General features: G+C 66.8%; 24 protein-coding genes and 1 pseudogene. 14 read left to right on the forward strand and 11 right to left on the reverse strand.

The window, feature by feature from the left end:
• Positions 1-279: 279 nt before the first annotated feature.
• The 11 genes and pseudogenes from AC5P8C_RS00240 to AC5P8C_RS00290 all read left to right on the forward strand — a co-directional run bounded on the left by AC5P8C_RS00240 (position 280) and on the right by AC5P8C_RS00290 (position 11,222).
• Positions 280-1,308: an alpha/beta hydrolase gene (locus AC5P8C_RS00240; protein ID WP_019659654.1), complete on the forward strand. Its 1,029-nt coding sequence runs from the start codon at positions 280-282 to the stop codon at positions 1,306-1,308.
• Between the two features lie 122 nt (positions 1,309-1,430).
• On the forward strand, positions 1,431-2,807 hold the full coding sequence (locus AC5P8C_RS00245) for a YncE family protein (protein ID WP_019659655.1): 1,377 nt from the start codon (positions 1,431-1,433) through the stop codon (positions 2,805-2,807).
• Between the two features lie 51 nt (positions 2,808-2,858).
• Positions 2,859-3,905 carry a heme/hemin ABC transporter substrate-binding protein gene (locus AC5P8C_RS00250; protein ID WP_019659656.1) on the forward strand — a complete coding sequence of 349 codons (1,047 nt, stop codon included), beginning with the start codon at positions 2,859-2,861 and terminating at the stop codon, positions 3,903-3,905.
• Positions 3,902-4,945 carry a FecCD family ABC transporter permease gene (locus AC5P8C_RS00255; protein WP_495218182.1) on the forward strand — a complete coding sequence of 348 codons (1,044 nt, stop codon included), beginning with the start codon at positions 3,902-3,904 and terminating at the stop codon, positions 4,943-4,945. The genes AC5P8C_RS00250 and AC5P8C_RS00255 overlap by 4 nt, the downstream gene beginning before the upstream one ends.
• Entirely contained in the window at positions 4,942-5,703 is a 762-nt protein-coding gene (locus tag AC5P8C_RS00260; RefSeq protein ID WP_100445626.1) for a heme ABC transporter ATP-binding protein, read from the forward strand. The genes AC5P8C_RS00255 and AC5P8C_RS00260 overlap by 4 nt, the downstream gene beginning before the upstream one ends.
• 222 nt (positions 5,704-5,925) lie before the next feature.
• Entirely contained in the window at positions 5,926-6,366 is a 441-nt protein-coding gene (locus AC5P8C_RS00265) for a hypothetical protein (protein ID WP_071306135.1), read from the forward strand.
• 15 nt (positions 6,367-6,381) lie between these two features.
• A pseudogene (locus AC5P8C_RS00270) lies at positions 6,382-6,543 on the forward strand (hemin ABC transporter ATP-binding protein); the annotation flags it as partial.
• Positions 6,544-6,606: 63 nt separating this feature from the next.
• On the forward strand, positions 6,607-7,356 hold the full coding sequence (locus AC5P8C_RS00275) for a hypothetical protein (RefSeq protein WP_100445628.1): 750 nt from the start codon (positions 6,607-6,609) through the stop codon (positions 7,354-7,356).
• Between the two features lie 416 nt (positions 7,357-7,772).
• Positions 7,773-9,809 carry an elongation factor G gene (gene fusA / locus AC5P8C_RS00280; protein WP_495218184.1) on the forward strand — a complete coding sequence of 679 codons (2,037 nt, stop codon included), beginning with the start codon at positions 7,773-7,775 and terminating at the stop codon, positions 9,807-9,809.
• A gap of 274 nt (positions 9,810-10,083) precedes the next feature.
• Positions 10,084-10,356 (forward strand): hypothetical protein, encoded by a 273-nt coding sequence (locus tag AC5P8C_RS00285; protein ID WP_005409616.1) that lies wholly within the window; start codon positions 10,084-10,086, stop codon positions 10,354-10,356.
• Positions 10,357-10,466: 110 nt separating this feature from the next.
• Positions 10,467-11,222 carry a SapC family protein gene (locus AC5P8C_RS00290; protein ID WP_019659662.1) on the forward strand — a complete coding sequence of 252 codons (756 nt, stop codon included), beginning with the start codon at positions 10,467-10,469 and terminating at the stop codon, positions 11,220-11,222.
• On the opposite strand, the gene AC5P8C_RS00295 is transcribed toward AC5P8C_RS00290, so the two are convergent.
• The 11 genes from AC5P8C_RS00295 to AC5P8C_RS00345 form a co-directional block, all read right to left on the reverse strand.
• Entirely contained in the window at positions 11,223-13,547 is a 2,325-nt protein-coding gene (locus tag AC5P8C_RS00295; RefSeq protein WP_100445632.1) for an ATP-binding protein, read from the reverse strand.
• Positions 13,544-14,212, reverse strand: coding sequence for a LuxR C-terminal-related transcriptional regulator (locus tag AC5P8C_RS00300; RefSeq protein WP_233652850.1), 669 nt, complete (start codon positions 14,210-14,212; stop codon positions 13,544-13,546). The genes AC5P8C_RS00295 and AC5P8C_RS00300 overlap by 4 nt, the downstream gene beginning before the upstream one ends.
• 180 nt (positions 14,213-14,392) lie before the next feature.
• A complete protein-coding gene (locus tag AC5P8C_RS00305; RefSeq protein WP_019659664.1) occupies positions 14,393-14,926 on the reverse strand; it encodes a lipocalin family protein in 534 nt (177 codons plus the stop codon).
• 8 nt (positions 14,927-14,934) lie between these two features.
• The gene (locus tag AC5P8C_RS00310; RefSeq protein ID WP_071306133.1) at positions 14,935-16,008 is read right to left on the reverse strand and encodes an SAM-dependent methyltransferase; all 1,074 of its coding nucleotides are present in this window, start codon (positions 16,006-16,008) and stop codon (positions 14,935-14,937) included.
• Positions 16,005-16,790, reverse strand: coding sequence for a DUF1295 domain-containing protein (locus tag AC5P8C_RS00315; RefSeq protein ID WP_071306132.1), 786 nt, complete (start codon positions 16,788-16,790; stop codon positions 16,005-16,007). Before AC5P8C_RS00315 ends, AC5P8C_RS00310 begins: the two co-directional genes overlap by 4 nt.
• Positions 16,787-17,332 (reverse strand): DUF2878 domain-containing protein, encoded by a 546-nt coding sequence (locus AC5P8C_RS00320; protein WP_019659667.1) that lies wholly within the window; start codon positions 17,330-17,332, stop codon positions 16,787-16,789. Before AC5P8C_RS00320 ends, AC5P8C_RS00315 begins: the two co-directional genes overlap by 4 nt.
• Position 17,333: 1 nt before the next feature.
• Positions 17,334-18,593, reverse strand: a complete 1,260-nt coding sequence (locus AC5P8C_RS00325; RefSeq protein ID WP_071306131.1) for an SAM-dependent methyltransferase — start codon at positions 18,591-18,593, stop codon at positions 17,334-17,336.
• Positions 18,590-19,357: a DUF1365 domain-containing protein gene (locus tag AC5P8C_RS00330; RefSeq protein ID WP_495218185.1), complete on the reverse strand. Its 768-nt coding sequence runs from the start codon at positions 19,355-19,357 to the stop codon at positions 18,590-18,592. Before AC5P8C_RS00330 ends, AC5P8C_RS00325 begins: the two co-directional genes overlap by 4 nt.
• A complete protein-coding gene (locus AC5P8C_RS00335; protein ID WP_010485790.1) occupies positions 19,354-20,631 on the reverse strand; it encodes an NAD(P)/FAD-dependent oxidoreductase in 1,278 nt (425 codons plus the stop codon). The genes AC5P8C_RS00330 and AC5P8C_RS00335 overlap by 4 nt, the downstream gene beginning before the upstream one ends.
• A 1-nt stretch (position 20,632) precedes the next feature.
• Positions 20,633-21,583 carry an acyl-CoA desaturase gene (locus AC5P8C_RS00340; RefSeq protein ID WP_010485789.1) on the reverse strand — a complete coding sequence of 317 codons (951 nt, stop codon included), beginning with the start codon at positions 21,581-21,583 and terminating at the stop codon, positions 20,633-20,635.
• Positions 21,584-21,664: 81 nt separating this feature from the next.
• Positions 21,665-22,432: a hypothetical protein gene (locus AC5P8C_RS00345; protein ID WP_010485787.1), complete on the reverse strand. Its 768-nt coding sequence runs from the start codon at positions 22,430-22,432 to the stop codon at positions 21,665-21,667.
• Between the two features lie 131 nt (positions 22,433-22,563).
• On the opposite strand from AC5P8C_RS00345, the gene AC5P8C_RS00350 reads away from it, so the two are divergent.
• The 3 genes from AC5P8C_RS00350 to AC5P8C_RS00360 are packed head-to-tail and all read left to right on the forward strand — an operon-like array spanning position 22,564 to position 24,562.
• Positions 22,564-23,187, forward strand: a complete 624-nt coding sequence (locus tag AC5P8C_RS00350; RefSeq protein WP_495218186.1) for a sigma-70 family RNA polymerase sigma factor — start codon at positions 22,564-22,566, stop codon at positions 23,185-23,187.
• Positions 23,184-23,858: a ChrR family anti-sigma-E factor gene (locus AC5P8C_RS00355; protein ID WP_019659673.1), complete on the forward strand. Its 675-nt coding sequence runs from the start codon at positions 23,184-23,186 to the stop codon at positions 23,856-23,858. Before AC5P8C_RS00350 ends, AC5P8C_RS00355 begins: the two co-directional genes overlap by 4 nt.
• Positions 23,859-23,869: 11 nt before the next feature.
• On the forward strand, positions 23,870-24,562 hold the full coding sequence (locus AC5P8C_RS00360; RefSeq protein WP_495218379.1) for a Rossmann-fold NAD(P)-binding domain-containing protein: 693 nt from the start codon (positions 23,870-23,872) through the stop codon (positions 24,560-24,562).
• The last annotated feature ends 2 nt before the right edge of the window (positions 24,563-24,564 follow it).

Here is a 24,564-nt window from a genome sequence, read left to right on the forward strand (position 1 = left end):
GGTTCTCACAATCATGGGATCCAATCCCATGGCGTTTGTGTGCAGATGAACGCGACCCGGATGGCGGCAAGTACCCGCCATCCATGGCTGCGCTGGAAGCGGGGCGATCCAATACCCCGATGGGCCGCAAAATAGGGGAAGTGCTGCCCCTTGCGCAAGCCGGGCATGCGCGCGCGTGATACACAGCGTGACGTTTGATCGATGTGATAATCATTCGCGTTTAAGGTAGACTGCGGTCCCCTGTGAACCGGCGGCCATCGGCCGCTCCTGCCGCCGCTGATGAAGCATTTCGTCCCGCCTTTGCGCCGTGGTCCACTGGCCCGCGGCATGGCCGCCCTGATGATGGGGGTCCTGATGGCCACGCCCTACGCCCATGCGCAGCAGCGCAATCCGCTGCAGAAGATCGGCCACACCGTGCTGGACGAGCCGGCGGCCAGCTATCGCTTTGAACGTTTCGTGGTGGACAGCCCGGACCAGCAGCGCCGTTGGCGGGTGAACCTGGCGATCCCGGTCAAGGCCAGCAAGGTGTCCTCTCCGGTGCTGTACGCGCTGGACGGCAACGCCGTCGCCATGGTCCTGGATCAGCCGTTGCTGGCCGAGCTGGCCGCGCGCAAGGCGCCTCCGGTGCTGGTGCTGATCGGCTACGACAACGACCTGCGCATCGATTCCAGGGCGCGCACCCGCGACTACACCGCGTGGATCGACCGTGCCGATGACGAGAGCGGTGCGACCCAGGCGGTCGGCGGTGGTGCTGCGGTTTTCCTGGATGTGATCGAACGCCGCATCAAGCCGGAAGTCGAGCGACGCGCACGCATCGATACGCAGCAGCAAGCACTGTGGGGGCACTCGTTGGGCGGGCTGTTCGTGCTCAATGCGCTCTACACCCGCCCCGCCGCCTTCCAGTCCTATCTGGCGGCCAGTCCCTCGCTGTGGTGGAGCCAGGGCGCGGCGCTGGGTGATCCGGAACAGCAGTTCGTGCAGAACGTGCATGGCCAACCGGCAAAGCTCTGGCTGATGCTGGGCGGTGCCGAGCGTGTTGGCGATCGTGGCAAGCGCGACCTGAGCAACCCACGGGTGGTCGCGCACCTGCGCCGCATTGGCGGTGCCACGCCGGATGCGGCGACGCAGCTGTCCGAGCGGCTGGCCAAGGTGCCGGGCCTGAGCGTGCAGTACCGCGAGTTCCCGGGGCTGGGACACGGCCCGATGCTGCCGGCCTCGTTCCATGCCGCGCTGCATGAACTGTACGGCGTGACCGACCGCAGCGCCGGCGATGGCGCGCCCAGTGGCGGGGACAACGCCGCCGAATGAATGCCTTCGCACGCGATGCCGTGCGACCCCACTACCCAGGCGAGGCTGCCGGCGTGCAGCGGCCCAGGCAACCGATGACTCCCGCGCCGCGTGGCGCGGCCTACGTGTGCAAGGAGCCTTCCATGTCGTTCCGTCCGTCTTTCCGTCTCACCTCTCTCGCCGCCGGCCTCTTGCTGGCGGTGACCGCCACCGCGCAGCCGGTGTTCGACCAGCCGGCCAACGCCACCTTCAAGGGTGAAGTCGTCTCACGCGGTGAGAACGTGGTTCCCGGCAGCACTGCCGACGTGGTCGGCCGTGGGTTCTTGCCGGGCCAGAAGGTCAGCCTGCTGCGCGGTGACAGCGTGCTCAACGCGCAGCCGCTGGTGGTCGATGCTGATGGCAACTTCAAGACCCAGTTGAGCATTCCGGCCGACGCGGTGCCGGGCACTCATCCGGTGGTGGTGCGCGCCAGCCAACCGGCTGCGGCCACCGTGCTGAAGCTGCGCGTCTCGCCGCAGCTGCCGCTGTCCGGCCAGGCGCAGTTCGCCACCCAGTCCAACAAGCTGGTGCCGGGCCTGTACCAGTCCGCCTACAGCGCCGCCAGCAACGCGGTGTTCGTGACCTCGGCGGTGGGTCGCCCGCCGGTGACCCAGTCGCAGCTGCTGAAGCTGGACCCGAAGTCGCTGAAGGTGACCAAGGCGATCACCCCGGCGCAGGTGCCGGGCAGCACCAATGGTGCGGTGTATGCGGTCTACGGCGTGGGTGTGGATGACACCAACGGCAATGTGTGGGTGACCAATACCCGCCAGAACTCGATCGCCGTCTATCGCCAGAAGGACCTGTCGCTGGTCCACCAGTTCCCGGTCGACACCGTGCCGCATGCGCGCGACGTGGTGGTCGACGGTACGCACGGCAAAGTGTTCGCTTCTGCCACCGGCGAGGACCACCTGACGGTGTTCGATGCGAAGACCCTCAAGGAACTGCCGCAGGTGACGCTGGAATCCGGCGTGGACGACGGCAAGTTCACCCCGATGAGCCTGGTGCTGGACGAGAAGGGCGGCAAGCTGTTCACCGTCAGCATCGGCACCCCGGAGGCGGCGGTGATCGATGTGGCCAGCGGCAAGGTCGACAAGGTCATCGACCTGGGCAATTCGATCAGTGCCTCCGGCGTGGCCTTCGATGCGGCACGCAACCGTCTGTACGTGGCCTCGCAGGGCACCGACAACCTGCTGATCGTCGACGTGGCTGCCGGCAAGGTGCTGCATGACGTGCCGGTCGGCGCCGGTGCGCTGAACGTCGCCTTCGATGATGCCTCCGGCCTGGCCTACGTCAGCAACCGTGGCGCTGGCACGGTCGCCGTGGTGAACGGCGACGGCAAGGTGGTCGCCAACCTCGATGGCGGTACGCTGCCGAACCACGTCCGTGCCGATGGCAAGGGCAACGTGTTCGCGGTGAACAAGTCGCGTGGCGCCGAAGATCCGAAGGGTGACCGCATCACCCGCATCACCCCGAAGCAGTAAGTCACAGGGCAGGGCGGCCTGCACGTCGCCCTGCCAGCAAGGAGAACGAGCATGAACATCGCGTCCCGTCTGCGCCTGTGTGCGCTTCCGTTGGCTGTTTCGCTGGCGCTGTCTGCCTGCAGTGGCTCGTCAACGCCGCCGGATGGCCACAAGGCCGCCGAGCCGCCCGCCGCAACCGCCGCTGCGGACACCGCGTTGCCGGCAGGCTGGCAGCGCGTGGCCGGTGCCGAAATGCCGGCCGTGCACGGCCGGAAGGCGGTGCTCCCGGCCAAGGTGCATTCCGACGATGGCGCTGACATTGAAGTGGCCGATACCAGTCGCATCATCGCCGGTGGCGACGACGTCATCGCGGTGATCGAAGCACTGGGGCTGGGCAAGCAGGTCTTCGCCGCGCCGACCAACACCACCACCCAGGCCGGCCTGGCCGCGCCGCACCAGTTCCTGTTCAACCGGACCACTGGCGTGGAGGGCGTGCTGAGCCTGCAGGGCTCGCTGTTCCTCGGCAACAGCCTGCGCCGCCACACCGAGCTGGCGAAAAAGCTGCGCGAGGTGGGCGAGCCAGCGGTGGTCATCGATGACCTGCAGCCGGCGCCGGACAAGGTGCGCAAGGTCGCCGCCGCACTAGGGCTGGCCGAGGCAGGGCAAGCACTGGCCACGCAGGTGCAGCGCCAGCTCGACGAGGCTGCAGCGATTGGCAAGGGCCTGGGCCATGCACCACGAGTGATCCACGTCTCGGCCACCGGCGCCGGTGGCTCTCCGACCGTCGCCGGTGCCGACAGTGCGTCGGCGCAGCTGATCGCACTGGCGGGCGGCATCAACATCGGCACCGAGGCGGGGGTGAAGAACTACTCGCAGCTGAGCAATGAAGGCGTGGTCGCCGCAGCGCCCGAGGTGATCCTGGTGACCGAGCATGACCTGCAGCTGTTCGGCGGTGCCGAGGGCCTGTGGAAGGCGTACCCGACGTTGAAGCAGACCCCGGCCGGGCAGGCCAATCGGGTCTGGGTGATGCCGGACGTGCAGCTGAAGTACACCAGTGTCGGTTCCGGTGCTGGTGCGCTGGCGCTGGCCAAGGCCCTGGCGGCGTTGCCGAAGGCATGAGTCCGGCGGATCGGCGCCGCCGCCGCGGGCGGACGATGTTGCTGGTAGCGTTGCTGGCACTGCTGGGTGCGGTGCTGGCCTCGTTCGCCGTGGGCCCGCTGCGGCTGCCGCCGCTGGAGGTGATGCAGGCGTTGGCGGTGAAGCTGGGTCTGCTCGACCCGCAGGCGGTCAGCAACCGCGATCTGGCGGTGGTCTGGCAGCTGCGTATTCCGCGTGCCCTGTTGGGCGCGATGGTCGGTGCGTCGCTGGCGATGGCCGGTGCCAGCCTGCAGGGCCTGTTCGGTAACCCGCTGGCCGACCCCGGCATCGTCGGTGTCAGCCAGGGTGCCGCACTGGGTGCGGTGGCCGCCATCGTGCTGGGCGCCGCCGGTGCGGCGGGCTGGCTGGTGCCTGTGGCCGCGTTCGTCGGCGGTGCGCTGGCGATCGGCCTGACGTATGCGTTGGCCCGGCCTGGCAAGGGCACGGGTAACGCCACGCTGCTGCTGGTCGGTATCGCGATGGCCGCGTTCTGCTCGGCGCTGATTGGTTTCCTCACTTACATCGCCAGCGAAAGCGAACTGCAGTCGCTGGTGTTCTGGCAGATGGGCTCGCTCGCGCGCGCCAACTGGGCCGACGTGGCTGCGGTGGTGCCGTTGTTTGCGATTGGCGTGTTCGCATTGCAGCGATTGGCCACGCCGCTGGACATGCTGGCGCTGGGGGAGCGCCAGGCACAGCACCTCGGGCTGGATGTCACCCGCACGCGTCGTCGCCTGGTGGCGTTCAGTGCGCTGCTGGTGGGCGCGGCGGTGGCCTTTGCCGGCTCGATCAGCTTCGTTGGCCTGGTGGTGCCGCACGTGGCGCGCCTGTTGGTCGGCCCCGGGCATCGCTGGCTGCTGCCGTTGTCCGGCCTGCTCGGTGCGCTGCTGATCGTGGTGGCCGACACCGCCGCACGCACGCTCGATCCGCCCGCGGAGATTCCGCTGGGCTTGTTCTCGGCCGCGCTGGGCGCACCGTTCTTCCTCTGGCTGGTGCTGCAGCAGCGCCGCAAGGCGGCCCCATGAGCGTGCTGCTGAAACTGCACGAGGTGGTGGTGCGCCGCCAGCAGCGCGAGATCCTGCATGGCATCTCGCTGGCGTTCGAGCCGGGTACGGTGACCGCCCTGGTTGGACCGAATGGCGCGGGCAAATCCACGCTGTTGGCGGTGGCTGCCGGTGACCTGCGCGCCGATGCGGGCGAGGTGAGCCTGTTGGGCAATCCGCTGGCCAGCTACAAGGCCGGACCACTGGCGCGCGAGCGCGCGGTGATGCCACAGGAGCACGGCGTGCGCTTTGCCTTCAGCGTGGAAGAAGTAGTGGCGATGGGGCGGTTGCCGCATCCGCCGGACCCGGTCACGGACGATGCCCGGGTGGAAGCGGCCATCGATGCAGCCGAACTGCAGGCGCTGCGCCTGCGCGAGGTGCAGCAGCTGTCCGGTGGTGAATCGGCTCGCACCACGTTCGCGCGCGTGCTGGCACAGGAGACGCCGCTGCTGCTGCTGGATGAGCCCACTGCTGCGCTGGATCTGCGCCATCAGGAGCGCACGCTGCGCAGTGTCCGTGCCTGTGCCGAGGCCGGTGCGTGCGTGATCGTGGTGCTGCACGACCTCAATCTGGCCGCGGGCTATGCCGATCGCATCGTGCTACTGGAACAGGGCAGGGTGGCGGCCGATGGCACGCCATTGCAGGTGCTGACCGAAGACAATCTTCAGCGCGTGTACCAGCAGGATGTGGTGGTGCTGGAGCATCCGCGCCGTGGCGTGCCGTTGGTGGTGGTCACCTGATTCTAGAGTGGTGTCGTAAACAGCCGCGTCTTTCACGTCGTCCTGAGCGGCTTTCGGGTGATTCTCCGCCCCTGCCACAGGCGAAGCTGGGATGTTGGGCCTTGAGGTCGTAGGAGTTGCGCTGGCTGAGCCCCTCCTTCAGGTATGTGCGGTGGAAGTTGATTATTGCTTTGATGTTTCGTGCTGACTGACCATTGGGCGTTCCAGAGGGAGGAAGCCCATATGTTCACCTTCGGCCGCGAGCATGAAATCAAATGCGCGATTCGCAGACACCGCAAGGAAGATGAACTCCAGATAGTGCTTGCCATCATCAATGCCATTCACGATTTCAAGGATGGCATCGTTCCTATCGAGAGCGCACTGAATGCGATTCGCAAGGGTCTTGTGGACGGCGCCTCGGGAACATGGGAGACATCTGGCAGTTGGCTTTGCAAGCTGAATGATGCGTATGCAGCTACAGAGAGTGTCTGGTTTGAACTGGCATCCCACCCGATGGCCAAAGTCAGATTCCGAGTGGCGTGCCACATGCTTTGGATCTCAGAGGGGCTTGCCACGAAGTTGCATCCGACACTCGCAAAGGATAGGAGCCGCCGCGTCAGGGAGCAGGCGCAGGGAAACTGGGACTACCTGCAGCACCCGGAAAAGTACGGAGGGAATTCATAGCCCCTATGTGGCTGAGGCTATGCCGACCGCATCGTGCTGCTGGAGCAGGGCAGAGTGGCGGCAGACGGCACGCCGATGCAGGTGCTGACCGAAGACAATCTTCAGCGCGTGTACCAGCAGGATGTGGTGGTGCTGGAGCATCCACGACGTGGGGTGCCGCTGGTGGTGGTGACCTGAGCGAAGGCCGTCAGGTTGCTCCGGGTATCATGGTTGCTTCGTTTTCTTCAATGGACTGATGCCATGATCCGTACCGTTACGCGCGGCGTGCTGCTTGCCGCGATGGTTGCTTCGGTGTGCGCTGCCAATGCAGCGTCGACCTCCCAGGTTTCGCTGGCCAATGCGGCCGAGCACGCCTCGCTGATCGAGACCCGGCATTCCAGTGGCGACGGTGCCGCTGTGACGTCGATGAAGACGCAGTACTTCGCCAACGAGGAAATGTCCGTGAGCTGGGACGACCAGCAGGTGCTGGTACTGTGCAGGGAGGCGGCGTACCTGAAGATTCCTGCCGCCAAGCTCAAGGCCGGAGCGTTGACCGCCGAGCAGCGGCAGATGATCGTCTATCAGGCGCTGATGTCCGGCCTGGGGGCTGTCGCGGGCGTTGTCGGGCCGGCAGGCGAACTGGTAGCCGTGGCCGATGACGGTGGCGAGACCCGCAGCGTTGGCGAAAACAGCTGGGCCTATGGTGTTGAGCGATACGAGGTGATCACCCAGCGGTTGCCGGACGGTGCACTTCGGGTCCGGACCCGCAAGACGGAAACCGGGAATACCACGCCTCCGGCGGGCCCGGACGATGTGTTCAGCACCGAGGACGACCAGGCGGCACGCTTGTCCGAACTGGCGCCGGTGGGCAGCTGGACCGAAGTGGTGGTGCGCGGTGGCGCGCGCCAGCCGCATGTGGATCCGGCGATGTCGCTGCAGGGCTGGATCTCGATGGGCGATGACCGGGCTGCGACGGTGGCCGAGGCGCGCAAGCTGCACGGCTGCAAGTAAGGGCCGCGAGGGGTCAGATCCCTTTGCCAGGGGCAAAGGGATCTGACCCCTATCGTTGCCGGCCTCATCGTTCCATTTATGTGCTCAATATTCACTTGCGCGCCAGATTGGCAGGTCTAGAATGCGCCCCATGAACCGGATGCCGCTCCTGAAGTTTTTCACCCTGACCCGCGCAAGCGCGGAACGGGCGTGTCTGCCTGGAGCCCCACGAGGCCGTTGAGACGGCCATCGCTGGACCTTCGACAGAGCGCCCTTCGGGGCGCTCTTTTCGTTTCCGCAGTTCCATTCCCCGTAACCCGATGTGCCGCAAGGAGAACGTGCCATGCACCAGATCGCCGAGACCGAACGCTAGCCGCGCACCCTGTCGCCAACCGGGGTGCGCGGCCCCCGAAGTTGGCTTTGCAGGAACCTTTCTCATGAACACCCAAGTCCTTTCCCGCCGTCGCAACCTCGGCATCATTGCCCACATCGATGCCGGCAAAACCACGCTGACCGAACGCCTGCTGTGGAAAAGCGGCGAAATCCACCGCGTCGGCGAAGTGCACGACGGCAATGCGACCACCGACTTTTCGGCGATCGAGCGCGAGCGTGGCATCACCATCGGCGCTGCCGCCGTGCAGGCGCAGTGGGCGCCGCGTGACCTGCCGCCGCATCGGCTCACGCTGATCGACACCCCCGGCCACATCGACTTCGCGATCGAAGTCGAACGTTCACTGCGCGTGCTCGACGGTGCCGTGGCCGTGTTCTCGGCCGTGGACGGCGTGCAGCCGCAGTCCGAGACGGTGTGGCGCCAGGCGCGCCGCCATCGCGTGCCGCTGATCGCTTTCGTCAACAAGATGGACCGCGTCGGCGCTTCGTTCGAGCGCGTGCTGGAGCAGCTGCAGGACAAGCTGCAGGCACGTCCGTGGGCGCTGGGCGCACCGCTGGGCAGCGAAGGTGGCTTCAACGGCTGGGTCGATCTGGTCGATGAGCGCGTGCTGCAGTGGCAGGATGGCGCCGCAACCACGATGACCCCGTGGGACGACGCGGTGCGCGCCCAGTGGCAGGCACAGCGCGATGCGCTGGTCGAAGCCGTGGCTGATCACGACGAGCAACTGGCCGATGCCTGGCTGGAAGGTCGCGTGATCGATGCCGGGACGCTGCGTGCGGCGATCCGTCGGGCGACGCTGGCAGGTGCGGGCGTGCCTGTGCTGGCCGGTGCTGCGTTCAAGGACAAGGGCATCGAAACGCTGCTGGACGCCGTGGTCGATTACCTGCCGTCGCCGCTGGATCGCCCTGCGGTGAGCGCCGAGAGCGAAGGTGGCGAGGTGGTGCTGCCGCCGGATCCGGACGGTCCGCTGGCGGGCCTGCTGTTCAAGATCACCCACCAGCAGCACGGCGCGCTGAGCTTCGTGCGGCTGTACTCGGGCACCTTGAAGGTGGGCGACGCCGTGGCCAGTTCGCAGCATCCGCAAGGGCGGCGCGTCAGCCGCCTGGTTCGCGTGCAGGCCGACCAGACCCACGACATCGAACAGGCCGTGGCCGGTGACATCGTCGCGGTACTGGGCTGGAAGGATGCGGTCAGTGGCGAGACGCTGAGCAGCCGTGCGCTGCCGTTGCGCCTGGAGAACATCCAGGCACAGGCGCCGGTGCTGGCCTGGCGGCTGGAGCCGGCGCGTGCGGCCGACCTGATCCGGATGGCGCAGGGGCTGGCCAACCTGGCCCAGGAAGACCCCTCTTTCCGCGTCGAAACCGATCGCGATACGGCGGAAACCCTGGTCTGGGGCATGGGCGAGCTGCACCTGGAGGTGATGGTCGAACGCCTGCGCAGCGAATGGAAGGTGGACGTGGGCGTGGGCTCGCCGCGCGTTGCCTACCAGGAGACGCCGATGCGTGCGATGACGGGCGTCGTCGGGCGGCTGGTCAAGCAGACCGGCGGCCAGGGCCAGTTCGCGCACGTGGTGCTGGACGTGGCGCCGCGTGAGGACGATCAGATCGTGTTCAACGATCGCATCGTCGGTGGCGTGGTGCCGCGCAGCTTCATCACGGCGGTGGAAAAGGGCGTGCGTGCCGCACTGTCGGAAGGGCCGCAGGGTCATCCGGTGGTCGGTATCGAGGTCAGTCTTGTTGATGGCCAGACCCATGCCAAGGACTCGTCGGAGATGGCGTTCCACCGTGCGGGTGCCGAGGCGATCAAGGCGGCGCTGGCCGAGGGTGGCACGCAGCTGCTGGAACCGGTGATGGCGGTGACGGTGCATTCGCCATCAGCGTCGGTGGGTGATGTGGTGGGCGACCTCAACCGTCGCCATGGTCGCATTGCCCGCATCGACGACCAGGACGGTCGCGCCGAGGTCAGTGGCTTTGCGCCGCTGGCGCAGCTGGTGGGTTACACCACGTCGCTGCGTTCGCTCAGCCAGGGGCGGGCGAGCAGCGAGGCGCACCTGCACGGCTATGAGCCGGTACGCGCTGCATGAGGAAGGTGAGGGGAGCCCGTTCGCGGGCTCCCTTTTTTTTGTGGTCGGGAACGCGCATCCACGCATGGCGCGGATCTACTGGGAGTTGACGGGTTTCCGTATCCACACAAGGCGCGGCGATTCCGCAGTAGATCCACGCCATGCGTGGATGGAGCCCTCGGCATGCGATTTTTTGCATTGCATTGCAACAAAACTGCAGAAAAGGCTGGATTAAAGTGATGCCTCACGATAAATTGCGCACCCCCCGTTGCTCGCCGCCGCCCGCACCCCTCTCATGCGTGATGACAAAGACCCCGGAACCCTGGAGCTGACCCTGCCGCGCAAGCGCGGCCGTCCGCCCAAGTTCGGGTACGCGATGAGCGATGCGCAGCGCGCCGCGCGTTATCGCGCGCGCCGGGCAGGGCAGGCCAACCATGCCGACGTGCGTTCCTGCAGCGATATGGTGCTGCTGGACAAGATCCGTGCCGCGGTGAGCGCGCGCGACACCGAGCTGGCCGGGTTCCTGGTGCACGTGCTCTGGCAGCGCTACCCCTTGCAGCTGAAATAGGCCGTCGGTGGGGTGGCCGTTGTCATCGAGCTTGTTGATAATGCGGGATTCAGGTTGTTCCCGCTGGCGCGCCCGGGATGGCAGGCGCGCATGATCGAACGGTTCCCAAGATGACCACCACCAGCGACACCACCACCGAAGCGGCGCCGAGCGGCGCTCCCCTGTTCTATACCCGTCCGGTGCCGCTGCAGGCCGATGTGCACGCCGATCTGCGCATCCTGCCGGGCAGGCTCGAGTTTGCGGCCGGCAACAACGCCATTCCGCTGGTGCTGGGCGAGTTCTCGCTGGCCCTGCACCACTTCCCGATTCTGTTTGCTGGCCCGACCGCCGTGCCGATGGCGGCCGTCGGCGTGTCCGACCAGAACCTGTTCATCAAGGACGGCCTGTGGGAAGACGAGGCCTACATTCCGGCCTACCTGCGTCGCCACCCCTTCATTTTCATCGACACCGGTGCGGACAACGACTTCCTGCTGGGCATCGACGAAGAGAGCTCGCGCGTGGTCAAGGGCGGTGACGAAGGCCAGCCGCTGTTCGTGGACGGCAAGGCCACCGACATGGTGCAGCAGGCGCTGGAGTTCTGCGGCCAGTACACCCGCGAGCACGAACAGACCCAGGCCTTCTCCAAGGCCCTGATCGACAACGGCCTGCTGGTCGAGCGCAACGCCACCGTGCGCACTCCGGATGGCCGCGAGTTCAACCTCAATGGCTTCCTGGTGGTGGACGTTGAGAAGTTCGTGGCGTTGCCGGAAGCGACCGTGGTCGAGTGGCACCGCAGCGGCTGGTTGGCGCTGATCCATCAGCACCTGATGTCGCTGGGGCGCTTCAACGACCTGACCCGTCGCCAGGTCGAGCGCCTGGCGGCCTGATCAGCTTGAAGGCACGGCTTCCGCCTTGCGGGAGCCGTGCCACTGCTGCAATCCCTGCAGCAGTCGCCATGCCTCGACCCAGTCGGGCGTGGCCTGCTGCCCCAACTCCCACAGGGCGGCCGCGGTGCCGGCCTGGTCGATTGCCCGGCACATCTGCAACGTGCCCTGCAGGCGGTGCGCATGATGGCGCAATGTCGCGGCATCGGCGTCCTGCAGGGACTGTTCGATCCCGGCCAGCTCATGGGCGATATCCGCAGCAAAATCCGGGTCGGCGCCCCGCGCGCTACAAGGCGCGGCAGCGTGCGCCGAAGGCGGAAGGCCCAGCGCCTGCAGCAAGTCTGCCACCTGCAGCGGCTTGACCAGGACGGCGTCGAATCCGGCCCGGCGACAGCGCGCCACGTGCCGGCGCCCCATGCGGGCGGACAGGGCAATCACTCGCAGGGGCGCCTTTGCCCGCGCGCGCAGCTGCTGTGCCAAGCCGTAGCCGTCCCGGCCGTGGAGCCCGATATCCAGCACCACCGTGCCGCGCGGTCGCAGCGCCTGTTCGGCCAACGCGGTTTCCGCATCGGCAACCGCGCACACATCGGCACCCAGCCGACGCAGTTGCTCTGCCACGACGCGCCGGCTGAGTGCATGGTCCTCGACCAGGAGCAGCTCTGTGCCCGTCAACGGCGCCTGCTGCGGGCGCTCGATGGGGGGCGGATCGCGAGGGACAGCGCGGACCGGCAGTCGCAGGGTGAAGCGACTGCCGCGCCCATGTACGCTGTACGCGGCCAGGTTGCCGCCCATGGCAATGGCCAGCTCGCGCGCAATCGTCAGGCCCAGGCCAGTGCCGCCGCGCTTCTGGCCATCCTCCCCCTGCTGGAACGGGCGGAACAGTAGCGGCAGTTGCGCGGGGGCGATACCGATGCCGCTGTCGATCACATCCAGCAACAGCTCCCTGGCAGACGGGATGGGTGACAGCTGCAGGCGCACTTCGATGCCACCGGCATCAGTGAACTTCAACGCGTTGCCCAGCAGGTTGTCGACAATCTGGCGCAGCCCGTCAGCATCGAGTGCGACCGTCGGCGCGGGGTCGGGCGTGCAATCAAGCTTGAGGGACAATCCCCTGCGCAGTGCCTCCAGCCGGATCGCGTCCAGTGCATGGGCACAGAGCTGGCCGACGTCGCAAGGTACGACGTGGGGCCTGAAGCTGCCGCTGGCCAGACGCGAGAACGCGAGCGAGCGGTCGAGCAGCCCGCGCAGCGCGTGGCCGGCGGCACGCGCGGCCGCGAGCAGGTCGTGCTCTCTCCTGGACAGGCGCGACTGGCTCAGCAGGTCGATCGAAGCCAGTATCGTCTGCGCGGAATTGCGCACTTCGTGGCTGATCATTCCTGCCGCGCGCCCAAGGCGTTGTTCCGTGCGACCGATTCGCCAACGTAGTGCCTGCCAGAACATGGTCAGGCCGATGAGTATTGCGGCCACATACAGCAGCCAGGGCAGGTGCAGGGCGCGCACCCGGTCAAGCGCGTTCTCGACGGGGGCGGGCAGCATCTGCTGCGCCCACAATGCCAGCAGGCCCGCGTGCTCTTCGAGCGTGATGTCGTGCAGTGCCTGGTCGATGCGCGTCAGCAGCTGCTGGTCCTCGCGGCGCACGAGCAGGTGCAGATCGGTGGAGAAGTCGCTCTCGAACGGATGAAGCTGCAGTTTGCCCGCGAAGTGCCGCCGGATCATCGCGTGCAGTGTAGCTTCCAGGCCGATCGCAGCATCGGCGATGCCGTTGTCCACGGCGGCCAGGGCTGCATGCCGATCGGGCAAGTGCAGCAGGCGGACCTGCGGATGGTGGGTTGCCAGCCAGCTGGCATAAGGGCCGCCGCGAATCACGGCCAGCACCTGCGCCTTCACGCTGCCGACGTCACGTGGCGCGTGCTCGCCTTTACGCACGGCCAGGACCGTCTTGCCGCCATCGAAGGCGCCGGATGCCATCAGGCCGGGGCAGGGCCGTGGGCGATGCGCCGGGCCGCCCATCACCAGCACCAGATCGGCCTCGTGCCGGCAGACGGCAGTGACCGCTGCCCTCGTGCTGGTGTAGGCGATGTCACGGAAGCGCAGTCCGGAATGGTCAGCCACGAGCTGCGCATAGCCGTGGGCGAGGGTTGGGAGCGGGATCGAGTCTGCCAGTGGTGCAGGCAGCGGGCGCAATGATGGCGCGGTGGCGACCCGCACTTCGCGACCCGCCGGCCACGCCTGCAGATGTGCATCCTCGGCCGAGGCTGCTGGCAGCAGGATCAGGACCATCAACGAGGTGACAAAGGTATGCAACCGGAGGCGAACACGGCGCCTCATCGGAGGTTCCGCTGCTCTCGCAGTGCATAGATCTCCACGTCATTGCGCAGCCCGAGCTTGCGCAGGGCGGCCACCTTCTGGGTGCTGACCGTCTTGACGCTGCGGTGGCGGCGCAATGCGATCTCCGACACGGTCAGGCCGGACAGGAGCAGGTCCAGCACTTCGCGTTCATTGCGACTGAGTTCGTCGCGGCAGGCCGGGACCAGGCAATCGGCCGGCAGGCGGCACAATCCCTGCGATACACGCACGATGGCCTCGGACAGCATCTCCAGCGGCTCGGATTTGCTGACAATGCCGCTGATGCCGGCTGCCAGAAGGTGGTCCACGCGGGTTGTTGGCGTCAGCGTGGCGAAGGCCAGCAGGGGCACATGAGGAAAGCGCTCCCGCAGCAACGGAACCAGCTCATCACTGCTGCGGTCGCCAGGCGCCAGGGTGAGATCGATGATGGCGACATCCACTCCCAGCTTGCGCAGGCAGCCGATGAACGCGTCGCTGTGGGTGTGGCTGGCGACAATGTTGAAGCGGACATCGCGGCCCAGGTGCAAGGCGGTGCCGCGGCGGACGACTTCGTGATCGTCTAGCAGTGCGAGCCGCAGACGGCGCGGTGCAGGGTATCCATTCATGCGCTGGGAGGTGATCGGCGCCCGGGAGGGCGTGGCGACCATTCTGGCGCTGCTGCCGCGCCGGGCACCGAATTTGCTGGATTTTTGCGATTATTCCTAAGAGTCAATGTGCGCGAACCATCAATCCAGGGGTGTTAATTGATGTAATGGATCGCCACGCCCGAATCCAGGCCCTTCAGAAGTTGGCGGGCGATGCCGCCCAGCGCAAAGGGTCGTGGCGTGTCATCGGACCGACTGCGGCACGCGTCTGAGCTTGCGGGTGTCATAACCCATGGCCGCAATCCGTGCGACCGCCTGCTCATAGTCATGCTCGGACACCTGTGGTGTGCGGGCCATGTACCAGACGTAGTCGCGCTTGCTGCGCGCCACGATGGTCTGGCGGTAGCTCTCGTCGAGCCAGGCAATCACGTATTCGGCCTGGATTGGCCAGATGAACTGCATGCCCCAGATCGCGCCATTGCCTTCCTTCTCCACACGACCGATGGGATGCATCGACTTCTGCGGCGCATCGAAGCTGCCCTTGCGGTAGGTGAAGGTGGTCTGGATGCGCCCGTCGGGACGAAGTGCGTAACTCTCCACCGCGTCGAAGGCCTCGCGTTCGGGGCGCGACGGGATATGCGCGATCACATACCAATCGCCCATGAAGCGCGGCACATCCACGGATGGCGGGCGCGGCAGCGGGCGGGTGTCGCTGGAACTGCAGCCGGAACCGAACAGGCCGACCGCGATCAGGGGAAGCAGCGAGAACATGCGCATGTTGCACCTCAGCGGGGTCGGAACAGATAGTGGGCCACCAGCCACTGCTGGCCGTCGTCATAGCCAAACAACTCGGCACAGGCCATCCAGAACATCCGCCAGCGCTGCCACCAGACCTTCGCTGCAGCCTGGCCATAGGTTGCGATCAACACCGGCATCACCTGCTGGCGGGCCGCATCCTGGTTGGCCAGCCAGTGGTCGGCGGTGCGCTGGTAGTGGGTGCCGTCCAGCAGCCAGCGCTGGTCGAGCCGCAGGTCGCGCTGGAAGTGCAGCAGGGTGTCAGCTGCCGGCATCAGCCCGCCGGTGAAGAAGTGCCGCCCCATCCAGTTGTCGCCGCCGTCTGTCTCGAACGGATACATCAATGTGCGATGGGCGAAGATGTGCACGAACAGTGCACCCTCCGGCTTCAGCCATCGTGCGATGCCTGCCAGCAGACGCTCGTAGTTGCGTACGTGCTCGAACATCTCCACCGACACGCAGCGGTCGAAGCGTGCCGCAGGCAGCTCAAGCTGGTTGACATCGCGGGTGATCACCTCGACGTTGTGCAGCCCCCTGGCTTCACACTGCGCCATGATGTGCTGGCGTTGGCTGTGCGAATTGGAAACGGCGGTGATGCTGGCCTGCGGGTAGCGTTCTGCCATCCACAGGGTCAGTGAGCCCCAGCCGCATCCCAGTTCGAGAATCTGCTGGCCATCGGCCAGGCCTGCGCGCTGGCCGTACAGTTCCAGCATCGCGTCCTCGGCCTGGTCCAGCGTTTCGCGCCCGGTGGGGTAGTAGCAGCTGCTGTACTTCAGTCGCTTGCCCAGGCAGGCCTGGAAAAAGGCAGCTGGCACTTCATAGTGCTGTCGGTTGGCTGCGTCGGTGTGCAATGCGAGTGGGCTGTCGGCCAGCTCGGCGATGCGCCGGCTGAAGCGCGCCGACTGGCCTTCGATGCCACCCTCGCTTTCCTCATGCAGGCGTTGCGCGCACAAGCGGCGGATGCCCGCACGCAGCGCCGCATCGGGGACCAGCCCGCGTTCGGCCCAGGCGATCAGCCCGGTTTCCGCATCTTCGGCTGGGTTCAGTGACGGGATCGCGCTCATGCGGAATGCTCCTTGGAAGAACGGGGAAACCAGGGAAAGAACATCGGTGTACTGCGCTGGTAGGCGCGATAGTCGTCGCCGCGGCTGCGCAGCGCCTGTTTCTCGGTGAATGGGATGCCGCTGAGGTAGCGCAGGAACACGTACATCAGCAATGGGCCGGCCCACGCCAGCCACCACAGTGGCGAACCGACGGCGAGCAGCACATAAGTGAACCAGTGCAGCCACTCGAAGAAGTAGTTGGGGTGGCGGGAATAGCGCCAGAGCCCTTCGCGGCAGGTGCGGCCCTTGTTTGCCGGGTCGGCGCGGAACCGGGCCAGCTGCCGGTCGGCCAGTGCTTCGCCGCCGACGCTCAGCAGCCACACCAGCGCGGCGGCCACGGCCCACCACGTCATGCGGCTGCTCGGGTTGGCAGCCACTGCGACAAAGGGCAGGGCAAACAGCACCACCAGCAATGCCTGCGCCATGAAGAAGCCAAAGATCTTGCCCTGGTGACCCTGCCAGTGTTCGCGCAGATAGCGGTAACGCCCGTCTTCCGGTTCGCTACGGACCCGGTGCCAGAGGTGCAGGGCCAAACGGCTGCCCCACAGGCCGCCGAGCACGCCCAGCGCGATCCGCGGCATCGTCGCGCCGTCGCCGAGCAGCGCCAGCAACAGGGCCGATGCACCGACGCCCTTGGCCCAGAGCACATCGACCACGCCGATGTTCTGGTGGCGGCGCTGCCAGGCCCAGCCCCAACTCATCATCAGCAAGGTGTACAGGAGGACCCACAGGAGATGATTCATGAAGGAACTCCAGCCAGGGGCGGCGAGCTGGCTCGTGAGCCGCGACGGGCGCAGTGGCACAGCAGTGAAAGCGCGATGCACCAGCCCGCACCCAGTACCAGCAGGCCCTGCCATGCCGGCACAGCGAACCGCACTGCATCAAAGCCACGTGCCGCGGACAGATAGGCCAGCGGTGCCAGCAGCAGGCCGAACAGCGCCGGCAGGGCACGGTGGCGCAGCAGGAAGCGCATCGAGGTCGTCAGCGTCATCGCGAACGCGGCCCACAGCGCCATGATCCACGGCGGAGGCGCCCAGGCGAGCGGGGCGGCGGCGTAACGAACGGTGCCGGTCGCAGCGGCGCTGGCATCGACCAGCCAGGCGCAGGCCAGCGCCAGCACCATCAACCGAAGGTCCAGCCGTGGTTGCGGCGACGTCAGCAGCTGGCTGCCGATGTAGAGAGAGGCTGCCAGCAACGCCGGCCACTGCCAGCCGCGCCCGGCGCCGGCCACGGCGCACAGCCAGACCAGCTGGTTGCCAAGCAGATTGGCCCAGAACCGGCGCATCTCAACTGCCTTGGCCCGATGAGGCGCCCGGGCGATGCCCCGGGCGCGCCATCAGCAGATGGGAGACCCCGATCGAGCGCTCCAGGAAGCCGCCCTCGCAATAGGCCAGGTAGAACTCCCACAGGCGGCAGAAGCGCGTATCGAAGCCCTGCGCCTGCACGTCGGGCAACCGGACGAGGAAGCGCTGGCGCCAGGCGCGCAGGGTCAGCGCGTAGGAGTGGCCGAAGTCCTGCTGGGCGATCAGCTGCAGGTCGCTGGACCGCGTTTTGGCGGCCATGATCGCGTTGATCGACGGAATGAAGCTGCCGGGGAACACGTAGCGCTTGATGTAGTCGACGCTGCGCCGGGCCTGCTCGTAGCGATGGTCCTCGATGGTGATGGCCTGCAGCAGGGCAACGCCATCAGGCTTCAACAGGCGCTGCAACGTCGCCATGTAGGTGTCCAGGTATTCGGCGCCGATGGCCTCGATCATCTCGATCGACACCAGCTTGTCGAACTGGCCCTGCAGGTCGCGGTAGTCCTGCATCAGCAGCGTGACCTGGCCTTGCAGGCCTGCGGCGCGCACGCGCTCTGCCGCCAGCGCATGCTGTTCTGCGGAGATGGTGGTGGTGGTGACGTGGCAGCCGTAGTGCTGCGCGGCGTGCAGCGCAAAACCACCCCAGCCGGTGCCGATCTCCACCACGCGGTCGCCCGGTTTGAGCTTCAGCTGCTGGCAGATGCGGTCCAGCTTGCGCCGGGAGGCGGATTCCAGCGACTCGTCTTCTTTGTCGAACAGGGCTGAGGAATACATCAGGTCCGGCGACAGGAACAGGGCAAAGAAGTCGTTGCCCAGGTCATAGTGCGCGGCTATGTTGCGGCGGCTGCCCTCGCGGCTGTTGCGGCGCAGGCGGTTCCAGCCCCGCAACAGCCAGCCGCCCAGGCGGGCCGGGCCACGCTCCATGCCGTCGAGCAGGTCGCGATTGCGTACCAGCAGCCGAATCAGCGCCACCAGGTCATCGCAGTGCCATTCGCCCTGTATGTAGCTTTCACCTGCACCCACACTGCCTTGCGCTGCAACCTTGCGGTAGAACGCTGGGTCATCGATGGTGACGGTGACATGCAGTTCGCCATTCGCATCGCCCAGCCAGACTTCGCCGAGTGCATCACGCACGCACAGGCGGCCGTCGCGCATGGGGGCAAGCTGGGCCAGCAGGCGGCGGCGCAGGAATGCATCCAGGGCGCCGGGACGTGGCAAGGCGACCAGGGGAGTCATCGAATTCATCGTGGTTTCTCGGCAAGAGCAGGGTGGTCGTGCACGGGGTTGCGCTTCAGCCACAGCCGCAGCGCGTGCCAGTGGATGGCGGCCACCACCTGCGTGGTCATCAGGGGGTAGCAGGCCAGTACCCGGGCCAGCCCAGGGCCGTCCAGCACCCTTCGCTGCATGGACTGGGTGGCGTCGAACTGCCGAACGCCGTCGCGCCAGACCTGCATGTGCACGCGAAGATCATCACCAGGTGCGTTGAACCGCCAGTCGTAGCGGCAGTCCATCGGCATGAAGGGTGAGACGTGAAAGGATTTGTCGAATGTCCAGCGCAGTGATGCCCCGTCGCCGGTGGCCGCAGCTACCGGCAGCACATAGGCGTGCCGCTCCTTCCACGGGGTATTGGTGATCTCGGCGACGATGCAGTCCAAGGTGTTGCCATCGGCCCGGTAGCAGTAGTAGAAGCTGACCGGATTGAATACGTGCCCGGCGAAGCGAAGATGGGTGAGCAGGCGCACCGGGCCGGTGGGCCGATAACCCAGGGTAGCCGCGGCATGGTCGCGCACCGCATCGGGCAGTGGTTGCGCAGGGTTGCCGAAGTAGTCACTGCGGCGGAACTCGGCCAGGTTGCGGCGATTGACCGACCACAGCCAGCGCCCGGCGAACACGGTCTCCAGCTCGTCCAGATCGAGCAGCAGCTGCGCGATCGGATAGCGGAACGCGTGGGGCTGCGGATGATGCCGTCGGTGCATCACCTGCCCGAAGTAGAGTGCGCTGGCACTCACGCTGCCACCTCGCCGGGTGCGATGGTGTCGCGGTGCGGGGTGCACTCGCGCATCGCGTCCACCACGCGGCGGGCGCTGCGGATGCCGTCTTCGTGGAAACCCCAGCCCCAGTACGCGCCCGCGAACCAGGTGCGGCGGCGGCCCTGCAGCTCAGCCCAGCGCTGTTGCGCGCGTACCGCTGCGTGGTCGTGGACCGGATGGGCATAGTGCAGCCTGCGCAGCACCTTGGCCGGATCGATCGCCTCGCTGCGGTTGAGGGTCACGACCAGCGGGGTGTCACCGGGCAGGCCCTGCAGAAGGTTCATGCAATAGCTTACCGTACAGGGCGCGCCTGGCTCCTTGGGAACGTGTGCATTCCATGCGGCCCATGCCTTGCGGTTGCGCGGCAGCAGCGATGCGTCGGTATGCAGTACTGCTTCGTTGGCCTGGTAGCGGATGGCGCCGAGCACGTCGCGTTCGACCGGATCGGCGTCACGCAGCAGGGCCAGCGCCTGGTCGCTGTGGCACGCCAGGATGACCTCGTCAAAGCCCTCCACGCCGGCCGCGCTGTGCACGCGCGCGCCCCACGGCATGCGCTCGACCGAATGGACCGGACATTCCAGCCGCTCGCGTACCCGCCAGCGGGCACGCAGGGCATCGACATAGCGTGCCGAGCCACCGCTGACTACCCGCCAAGGTGCGCGCCCGGTCATCTGCAGCATCTGGTGGTTGGCCATGAACTGGGCCAGGTAGCGGGCCGGGAACTGCATGACCGTGTCGGTCGGTGACGACCACAGCGCTGAAGCCATCGGCAGCAGGTGCTCGTCGATGAACGCAGCACCGTAGCGCTGGCTGTGCAGGTACTGGCCCAGTGTCGGGCCTTCGCCTTCGGCAAGCAGCAGCGGTGCATCCCGGTAGAACCGGCGCAGGTCGGCCAGCATTCCCCAGAAGCGTGGCGAAACCAGGTTGCGACGCTGGCAGAACAGGCCATCCAGCGACGTGGCGTTGTACTCGACGCCACTGCGCTCGCTGTGCATTGAGAAGCTCATGGTGGTCGGCTGCGAGGCCACGCCCAGTTCTTCAAATAGTGCCGTCAGCAGCGGGTAGTGCAGGGGGTTGAAGACGATGAAACCGGTATCCACCGCCATGCGCGTGCCGTCCACCTGCACGTCATGGGTGTGGGTATGCCCGCCCAGGTAATCGTTGGCCTCGAACAGCGTCACTTCGTGTTCGCCGTCCAGCCACCAGGCGCTGGCCAGGCCAGCGATGCCGGAGCCGATGATCGCGATGCGCATGTCAGTACCTCGCCTTGGCCAGTACCCACTCGGGGATGGGCTTGAGCCCCCTCACCAGGCCGAAGGCCGCCATTGCGCGCAGCCCGTACCAGGTCAGGTCGATCTCCCACCAGCGGAACCCCTGGCGGACGGTGCCAGGAAAGAAATGGTGGTTGTTGTGCCAGCCTTCGCCGAAGGTAAGCAGCGCCAGCCAGAGGTTGTTGCGGCTGTCGTCACGGGTCTCGAAGCGCCGCCGGCCAAAACGATGGGCGAGTGAGTTGATGGTGACGGTGGCGTGGAACAACACCACGGTGGAAATGAAGAAGCCCCACACCAGCAACTGCGGGCCAGAGGTGTGCAGCCCGGGCGCCCAGCGCTCCAGGCCGGCGCCGAGTGCGTACAGTGCAGCAGCCAGCAGTACCGGTACCGCCGTATCAAAGCGGTCCAGCCAGCGCAGCTCGGGGAAGCGCGCCAGGTCAGGCACGCGCGATAGATCCGTGGCGAATGCCTCACGGGTCAGGAACCAGCCCATGTGGCTGCGCCAGAAGCCGCCTTCGCGCGGCGAGTGCGGGTCCAGCGGTTGGTCGGCATGCCGATGGTGATGGCGATGGTGGGCGGCCCACCACAGCGGCCCACGTTGCACGCTGGACGCGCCGATCACCGCGAACACGAACTGCACCGTTCGCGATGCCTGGAACGTCCGGTGCGAGAAGTAGCGGTGGTAAAAGGCGGTGATCGCAAACATGCGCACTGCGTAGAGGGCTGCGGCGACGATCACTGCGGTCCACGAGATACCTACCCAGATCACCGCGATGCAAGCCAGGTGCATCAACGCGAACGGTACGGCGCGCAGCCAGTCGATGCGTCCGGGCTCGCCAGCGGCGTGGTCTGCAGCGCTGCCGGTGTCGACCCAGCGCTTCAGGGTGCGCAGCAGGCGCCAAGGTCGGCGGGGGAGGGGCGCTACAGAGGCCATGGCGGATCTCGGCGGGTGTCGTGTCTTCCTCTACGCAGCAGTGCGCGCAATGGATGCGGCCGGCTGTGGAGAATTTCGGCTTCACTTGGGCATCACGCTGCAGCGCCCCACCAGGGGTTGCGTCCAGGCCTGTTGCCATTCGCTGGCGGACCGCTCGGCAACCGGCGAGCTGAAGCGCACCGTGACCTGTGGGTAGGTGCCGCGGGCATCGCGCAGGTTGCTGGTGCCGCGGAACTCCAGCAGGCGGCGGTCGGCGCTGGCATAGACCAGCGACAGGCGCGGTGCGATGCCGCCGTACCAGGTGTCCAGACTGGCCTCGATGGCCTGGGCGTCGATGCCCTGCCACCGAACAGGTTTGGTGCGCCGCACCTGCACCGGGAAGAAGCGCTGCCGCCCCGGCACCAGGAAGGGCAGGCTGATGCGTTCACCTCGCATCAGCGCTGGCCAATGCTGACGCACCGCGGCGTCGAAGCCCGTGTCGATCACCGCATCCGGCGCCAGCTCAAGCCGACGCTGACGCAGCTCGCTGGCGGCATCTTCTTTCCAGGCGATGGACACCGATTCGCCACTGGCGTCGACTTCAGCGGTTTGCCCGCTACGGCTGTCCTGCAGCGAATAACCCCGGGCCTGCGGGCGCGCGCTGGCCGGCAGATGCTTGCGGGCGAAGGGGCGGCCATCAGGGCACTGATAGAGCACCCAGCGTTCGGCACCCTCCGATGGGCCGCGCCGCCAGTGCACTTCACGATAGAGCAGGTCGCCCTGCGCCGAGGTGGCCACGCCCTCGTTGCGCAGCCAGGGCGCCGCCAGCGCGGCATGGGGCAGGCATAGCAGCAGCCAGGCAGTGCGCATGGTATTCGTCCGGTAGGGAGGCTCAGGTCATACGGTGGCCGTGGCTGCTTGGATGCGCAGTGCCTGCTGCATCCAATGGCCACCCCTGCGCGTAGAGAGGACAGACCTTCACCTGCCCGCCGCTCACGCAGATGTACCCTGACGCCGCCAGCACCCTCCTCAACTTCGATACCGCACGCACCGTGTCCAGTTCCCAGCAGCCGAGCAGCGAGCCGACGAACTGGGCCGATGACATGGACAGTGTGGCGCGGCTGCGCGACCGCGACTGCTTCATGCGGATCTATGACTACTTCATGCCGCGGCTGTGCGTGTATCTGCGTGGCCTGGGGGCACCCGACGCCGTGGCCGAGGAAATGGCGCAGGAGTGCCTGCTGCGCCTGTGGTTGCGGGCGGCCGACTACGATGCGGCCCAGGGCGCGCTGAGTACGTGGCTGTACCGGATTGCGCGGAACCTGCATATCGATCGCATCCGTCGCGAGCGAAGCTGGATGCAGGTGCAGGCAGCGGTGGAAGACGCCGCGGCCGTGGACGTGATCGAGCGCAGCAGTGCCGAGCAGTTCGCCGACCAGGCGCGCCTTCGCCAGCGCATCAACGAGCTGCCCGCCGTGCAGGCGAGGCTGGTGCGGATGTCCTATTTCGAGGCGAAGAGCCACAGTGAGATTGCCCAGGCGCTGGGCATGCCGCTGGGGACGGTAAAGTCACACCTGCGACGTGCGTTCCTGCAACTGCAGGCCAAAGTGGGAGGTGCGCTGTGAATCCGCACCACCACCTGCACGAATCCACGCTGATGAGCTATGCCGCCGGCGCGCTGCCGGCGCCGTTGAGCATCGTGGCCGGTGCCCACCTCGAGCAGTGCCCCCACTGCCGCCAGCGCCTGCGCGATGCCGAGGCAATCGGCTCGGTGTTGCTGGAGCAGACCCAACCGCCCGCTGCCGACGGGCGTCGCGAGCAGTTGCGCGAGGCCATGCAGATGCAGCTGGCCTCGGAGGCGCCGAGCGCCATCGCCGGAACCAGGCGCCCTGTGCCGAGGGAGCGGCCAGAGGCCGACCCCGACCACCTTCCTGCATCACTGCACCCGTACTTCGGCGCATCGCTCAGCGAGCTGCGTTGGCGCTGGATGGCGCCCGGCGTGCATTGCATCCGTGCCGAGCAGATGCCCTCGCTGATCATGCTGAAGATTGCCCCGGGCAAGTGCCTGCCCATGCACAGCCATGGCCGCAGCGAACTGACCCAGATCCTGCGGGGTTCGTACAATGACGCGCTGGGGTTGTTCGCACCGGGTGACGTGGCAGATCTGGACGAAGACGTGGAGCATCAACCGGTGACCGCGCCCGGTGTCCCCTGCATCTGCGTGTCAGCGCTGGATGCGCCGCTGGTGTTCAGTGGCTGGCTGGCGCGGAAGATCCAGCGTTTCGTGAAACTCTAGCGGGGATGACGATGGCCGGGACGGGCGCATTACGGATTCTGTTGACCGGTGCCGCAGGCCTGGTCGGGCAAGGTGTGGCGCTGGCCTGCCAACGCTCACCACAGGTGTCCGGCCTGACAGCGCTGGTCCGCCATCCGGGAAGTCTGAGCGGCGCCGGCAGCGAACTGATCGTTCCGGACTTCCTGCGTATCCAGGACCGGTCGGATGAACTGGCCGGGTTCGATGCCTGCTTCTACTGTGCCGGGGCGCCACCGGTTGGAACGGCAGAGGCCGAGTACCGACGCGTGACCCTGGACAGCACTCTGGCGGTGGCCCTTGCCTGGGCGGCTGCGAATCCCGAAGGGTGCTTTCTGTATGTATCCGGTGCCGGCGCGGACCCTCGGAGCCGGCTGATGCCGTTGAGGATCAAGGGCGAGACCGAAGTCGCATTGCAGAGCCTGCCGGTGCGCACCGTGATGCTGCGCCCGGGCGGTGTCAGGCCGGTCCCGGGCACCGGCACCCGTCATGCCCTGTTGAAGCCCCTTTACTGGGGCGGTGCGCCATTGATGAAACTGGCCGGTGCGGTTGCACCTTCGTTGGTGACGAGCAACTTGGCACTGGGCCAAGCGATGATTGCCTTGGCCGTCAGGGAGCATCCACCGGCGACGGTGGAGTGCGCGGACATCAACCGGATCGCGGCCGGCGGGCGCGATCCGGCGTCCTGACC

This window comes from Stenotrophomonas sp. YJH_SMC_46 (genome assembly GCF_059370315.1).

What these genes read in the sequence shown, in the direction of transcription:
- AC5P8C_RS00240 (WP_019659654.1), top strand. Translation starts at nt 280, where the DNA reads ATGAAGCATTTCGTCCCGCCTTTGCGCCGTGGTCCACTGGCCCGCGGC.
- AC5P8C_RS00245 (WP_019659655.1), top strand. Translation starts at nt 1,431, where the DNA reads ATGTCGTTCCGTCCGTCTTTCCGTCTCACCTCTCTCGCCGCCGGCCTC.
- AC5P8C_RS00250 (WP_019659656.1), top strand. Translation starts at nt 2,859, where the DNA reads ATGAACATCGCGTCCCGTCTGCGCCTGTGTGCGCTTCCGTTGGCTGTT.
- AC5P8C_RS00255 (WP_495218182.1), top strand. Translation starts at nt 3,902, where the DNA reads ATGAGTCCGGCGGATCGGCGCCGCCGCCGCGGGCGGACGATGTTGCTG.
- AC5P8C_RS00260 (WP_100445626.1), top strand. Translation starts at nt 4,942, where the DNA reads ATGAGCGTGCTGCTGAAACTGCACGAGGTGGTGGTGCGCCGCCAGCAG.
- AC5P8C_RS00265 (WP_071306135.1), top strand. Translation starts at nt 5,926, where the DNA reads ATGTTCACCTTCGGCCGCGAGCATGAAATCAAATGCGCGATTCGCAGA.
- AC5P8C_RS00275 (WP_100445628.1), top strand. Translation starts at nt 6,607, where the DNA reads ATGATCCGTACCGTTACGCGCGGCGTGCTGCTTGCCGCGATGGTTGCT.
- fusA (WP_495218184.1), top strand. Translation starts at nt 7,773, where the DNA reads ATGAACACCCAAGTCCTTTCCCGCCGTCGCAACCTCGGCATCATTGCC.
- AC5P8C_RS00285 (WP_005409616.1), top strand. Translation starts at nt 10,084, where the DNA reads ATGCGTGATGACAAAGACCCCGGAACCCTGGAGCTGACCCTGCCGCGC.
- AC5P8C_RS00290 (WP_019659662.1), top strand. Translation starts at nt 10,467, where the DNA reads ATGACCACCACCAGCGACACCACCACCGAAGCGGCGCCGAGCGGCGCT.
- AC5P8C_RS00295 (WP_100445632.1), bottom strand. Translation starts at nt 13,547, where the DNA reads ATGAGGCGCCGTGTTCGCCTCCGGTTGCATACCTTTGTCACCTCGTTG.
- AC5P8C_RS00300 (WP_233652850.1), bottom strand. Translation starts at nt 14,212, where the DNA reads ATGGTCGCCACGCCCTCCCGGGCGCCGATCACCTCCCAGCGCATGAAT.
- AC5P8C_RS00305 (WP_019659664.1), bottom strand. Translation starts at nt 14,926, where the DNA reads ATGCGCATGTTCTCGCTGCTTCCCCTGATCGCGGTCGGCCTGTTCGGT.
- AC5P8C_RS00310 (WP_071306133.1), bottom strand. Translation starts at nt 16,008, where the DNA reads ATGAGCGCGATCCCGTCACTGAACCCAGCCGAAGATGCGGAAACCGGG.
- AC5P8C_RS00315 (WP_071306132.1), bottom strand. Translation starts at nt 16,790, where the DNA reads ATGAATCATCTCCTGTGGGTCCTCCTGTACACCTTGCTGATGATGAGT.
- AC5P8C_RS00320 (WP_019659667.1), bottom strand. Translation starts at nt 17,332, where the DNA reads ATGCGCCGGTTCTGGGCCAATCTGCTTGGCAACCAGCTGGTCTGGCTG.
- AC5P8C_RS00325 (WP_071306131.1), bottom strand. Translation starts at nt 18,593, where the DNA reads ATGAATTCGATGACTCCCCTGGTCGCCTTGCCACGTCCCGGCGCCCTG.
- AC5P8C_RS00335 (WP_010485790.1), bottom strand. Translation starts at nt 20,631, where the DNA reads ATGCGCATCGCGATCATCGGCTCCGGCATCGCTGGCCTGGCCAGCGCC.
- AC5P8C_RS00340 (WP_010485789.1), bottom strand. Translation starts at nt 21,583, where the DNA reads ATGGCCTCTGTAGCGCCCCTCCCCCGCCGACCTTGGCGCCTGCTGCGC.
- AC5P8C_RS00345 (WP_010485787.1), bottom strand. Translation starts at nt 22,432, where the DNA reads ATGCGCACTGCCTGGCTGCTGCTATGCCTGCCCCATGCCGCGCTGGCG.
- AC5P8C_RS00350 (WP_495218186.1), top strand. Translation starts at nt 22,564, where the DNA reads ATGTACCCTGACGCCGCCAGCACCCTCCTCAACTTCGATACCGCACGC.
- AC5P8C_RS00360 (WP_495218379.1), top strand. Translation starts at nt 23,870, where the DNA reads ATGGCCGGGACGGGCGCATTACGGATTCTGTTGACCGGTGCCGCAGGC.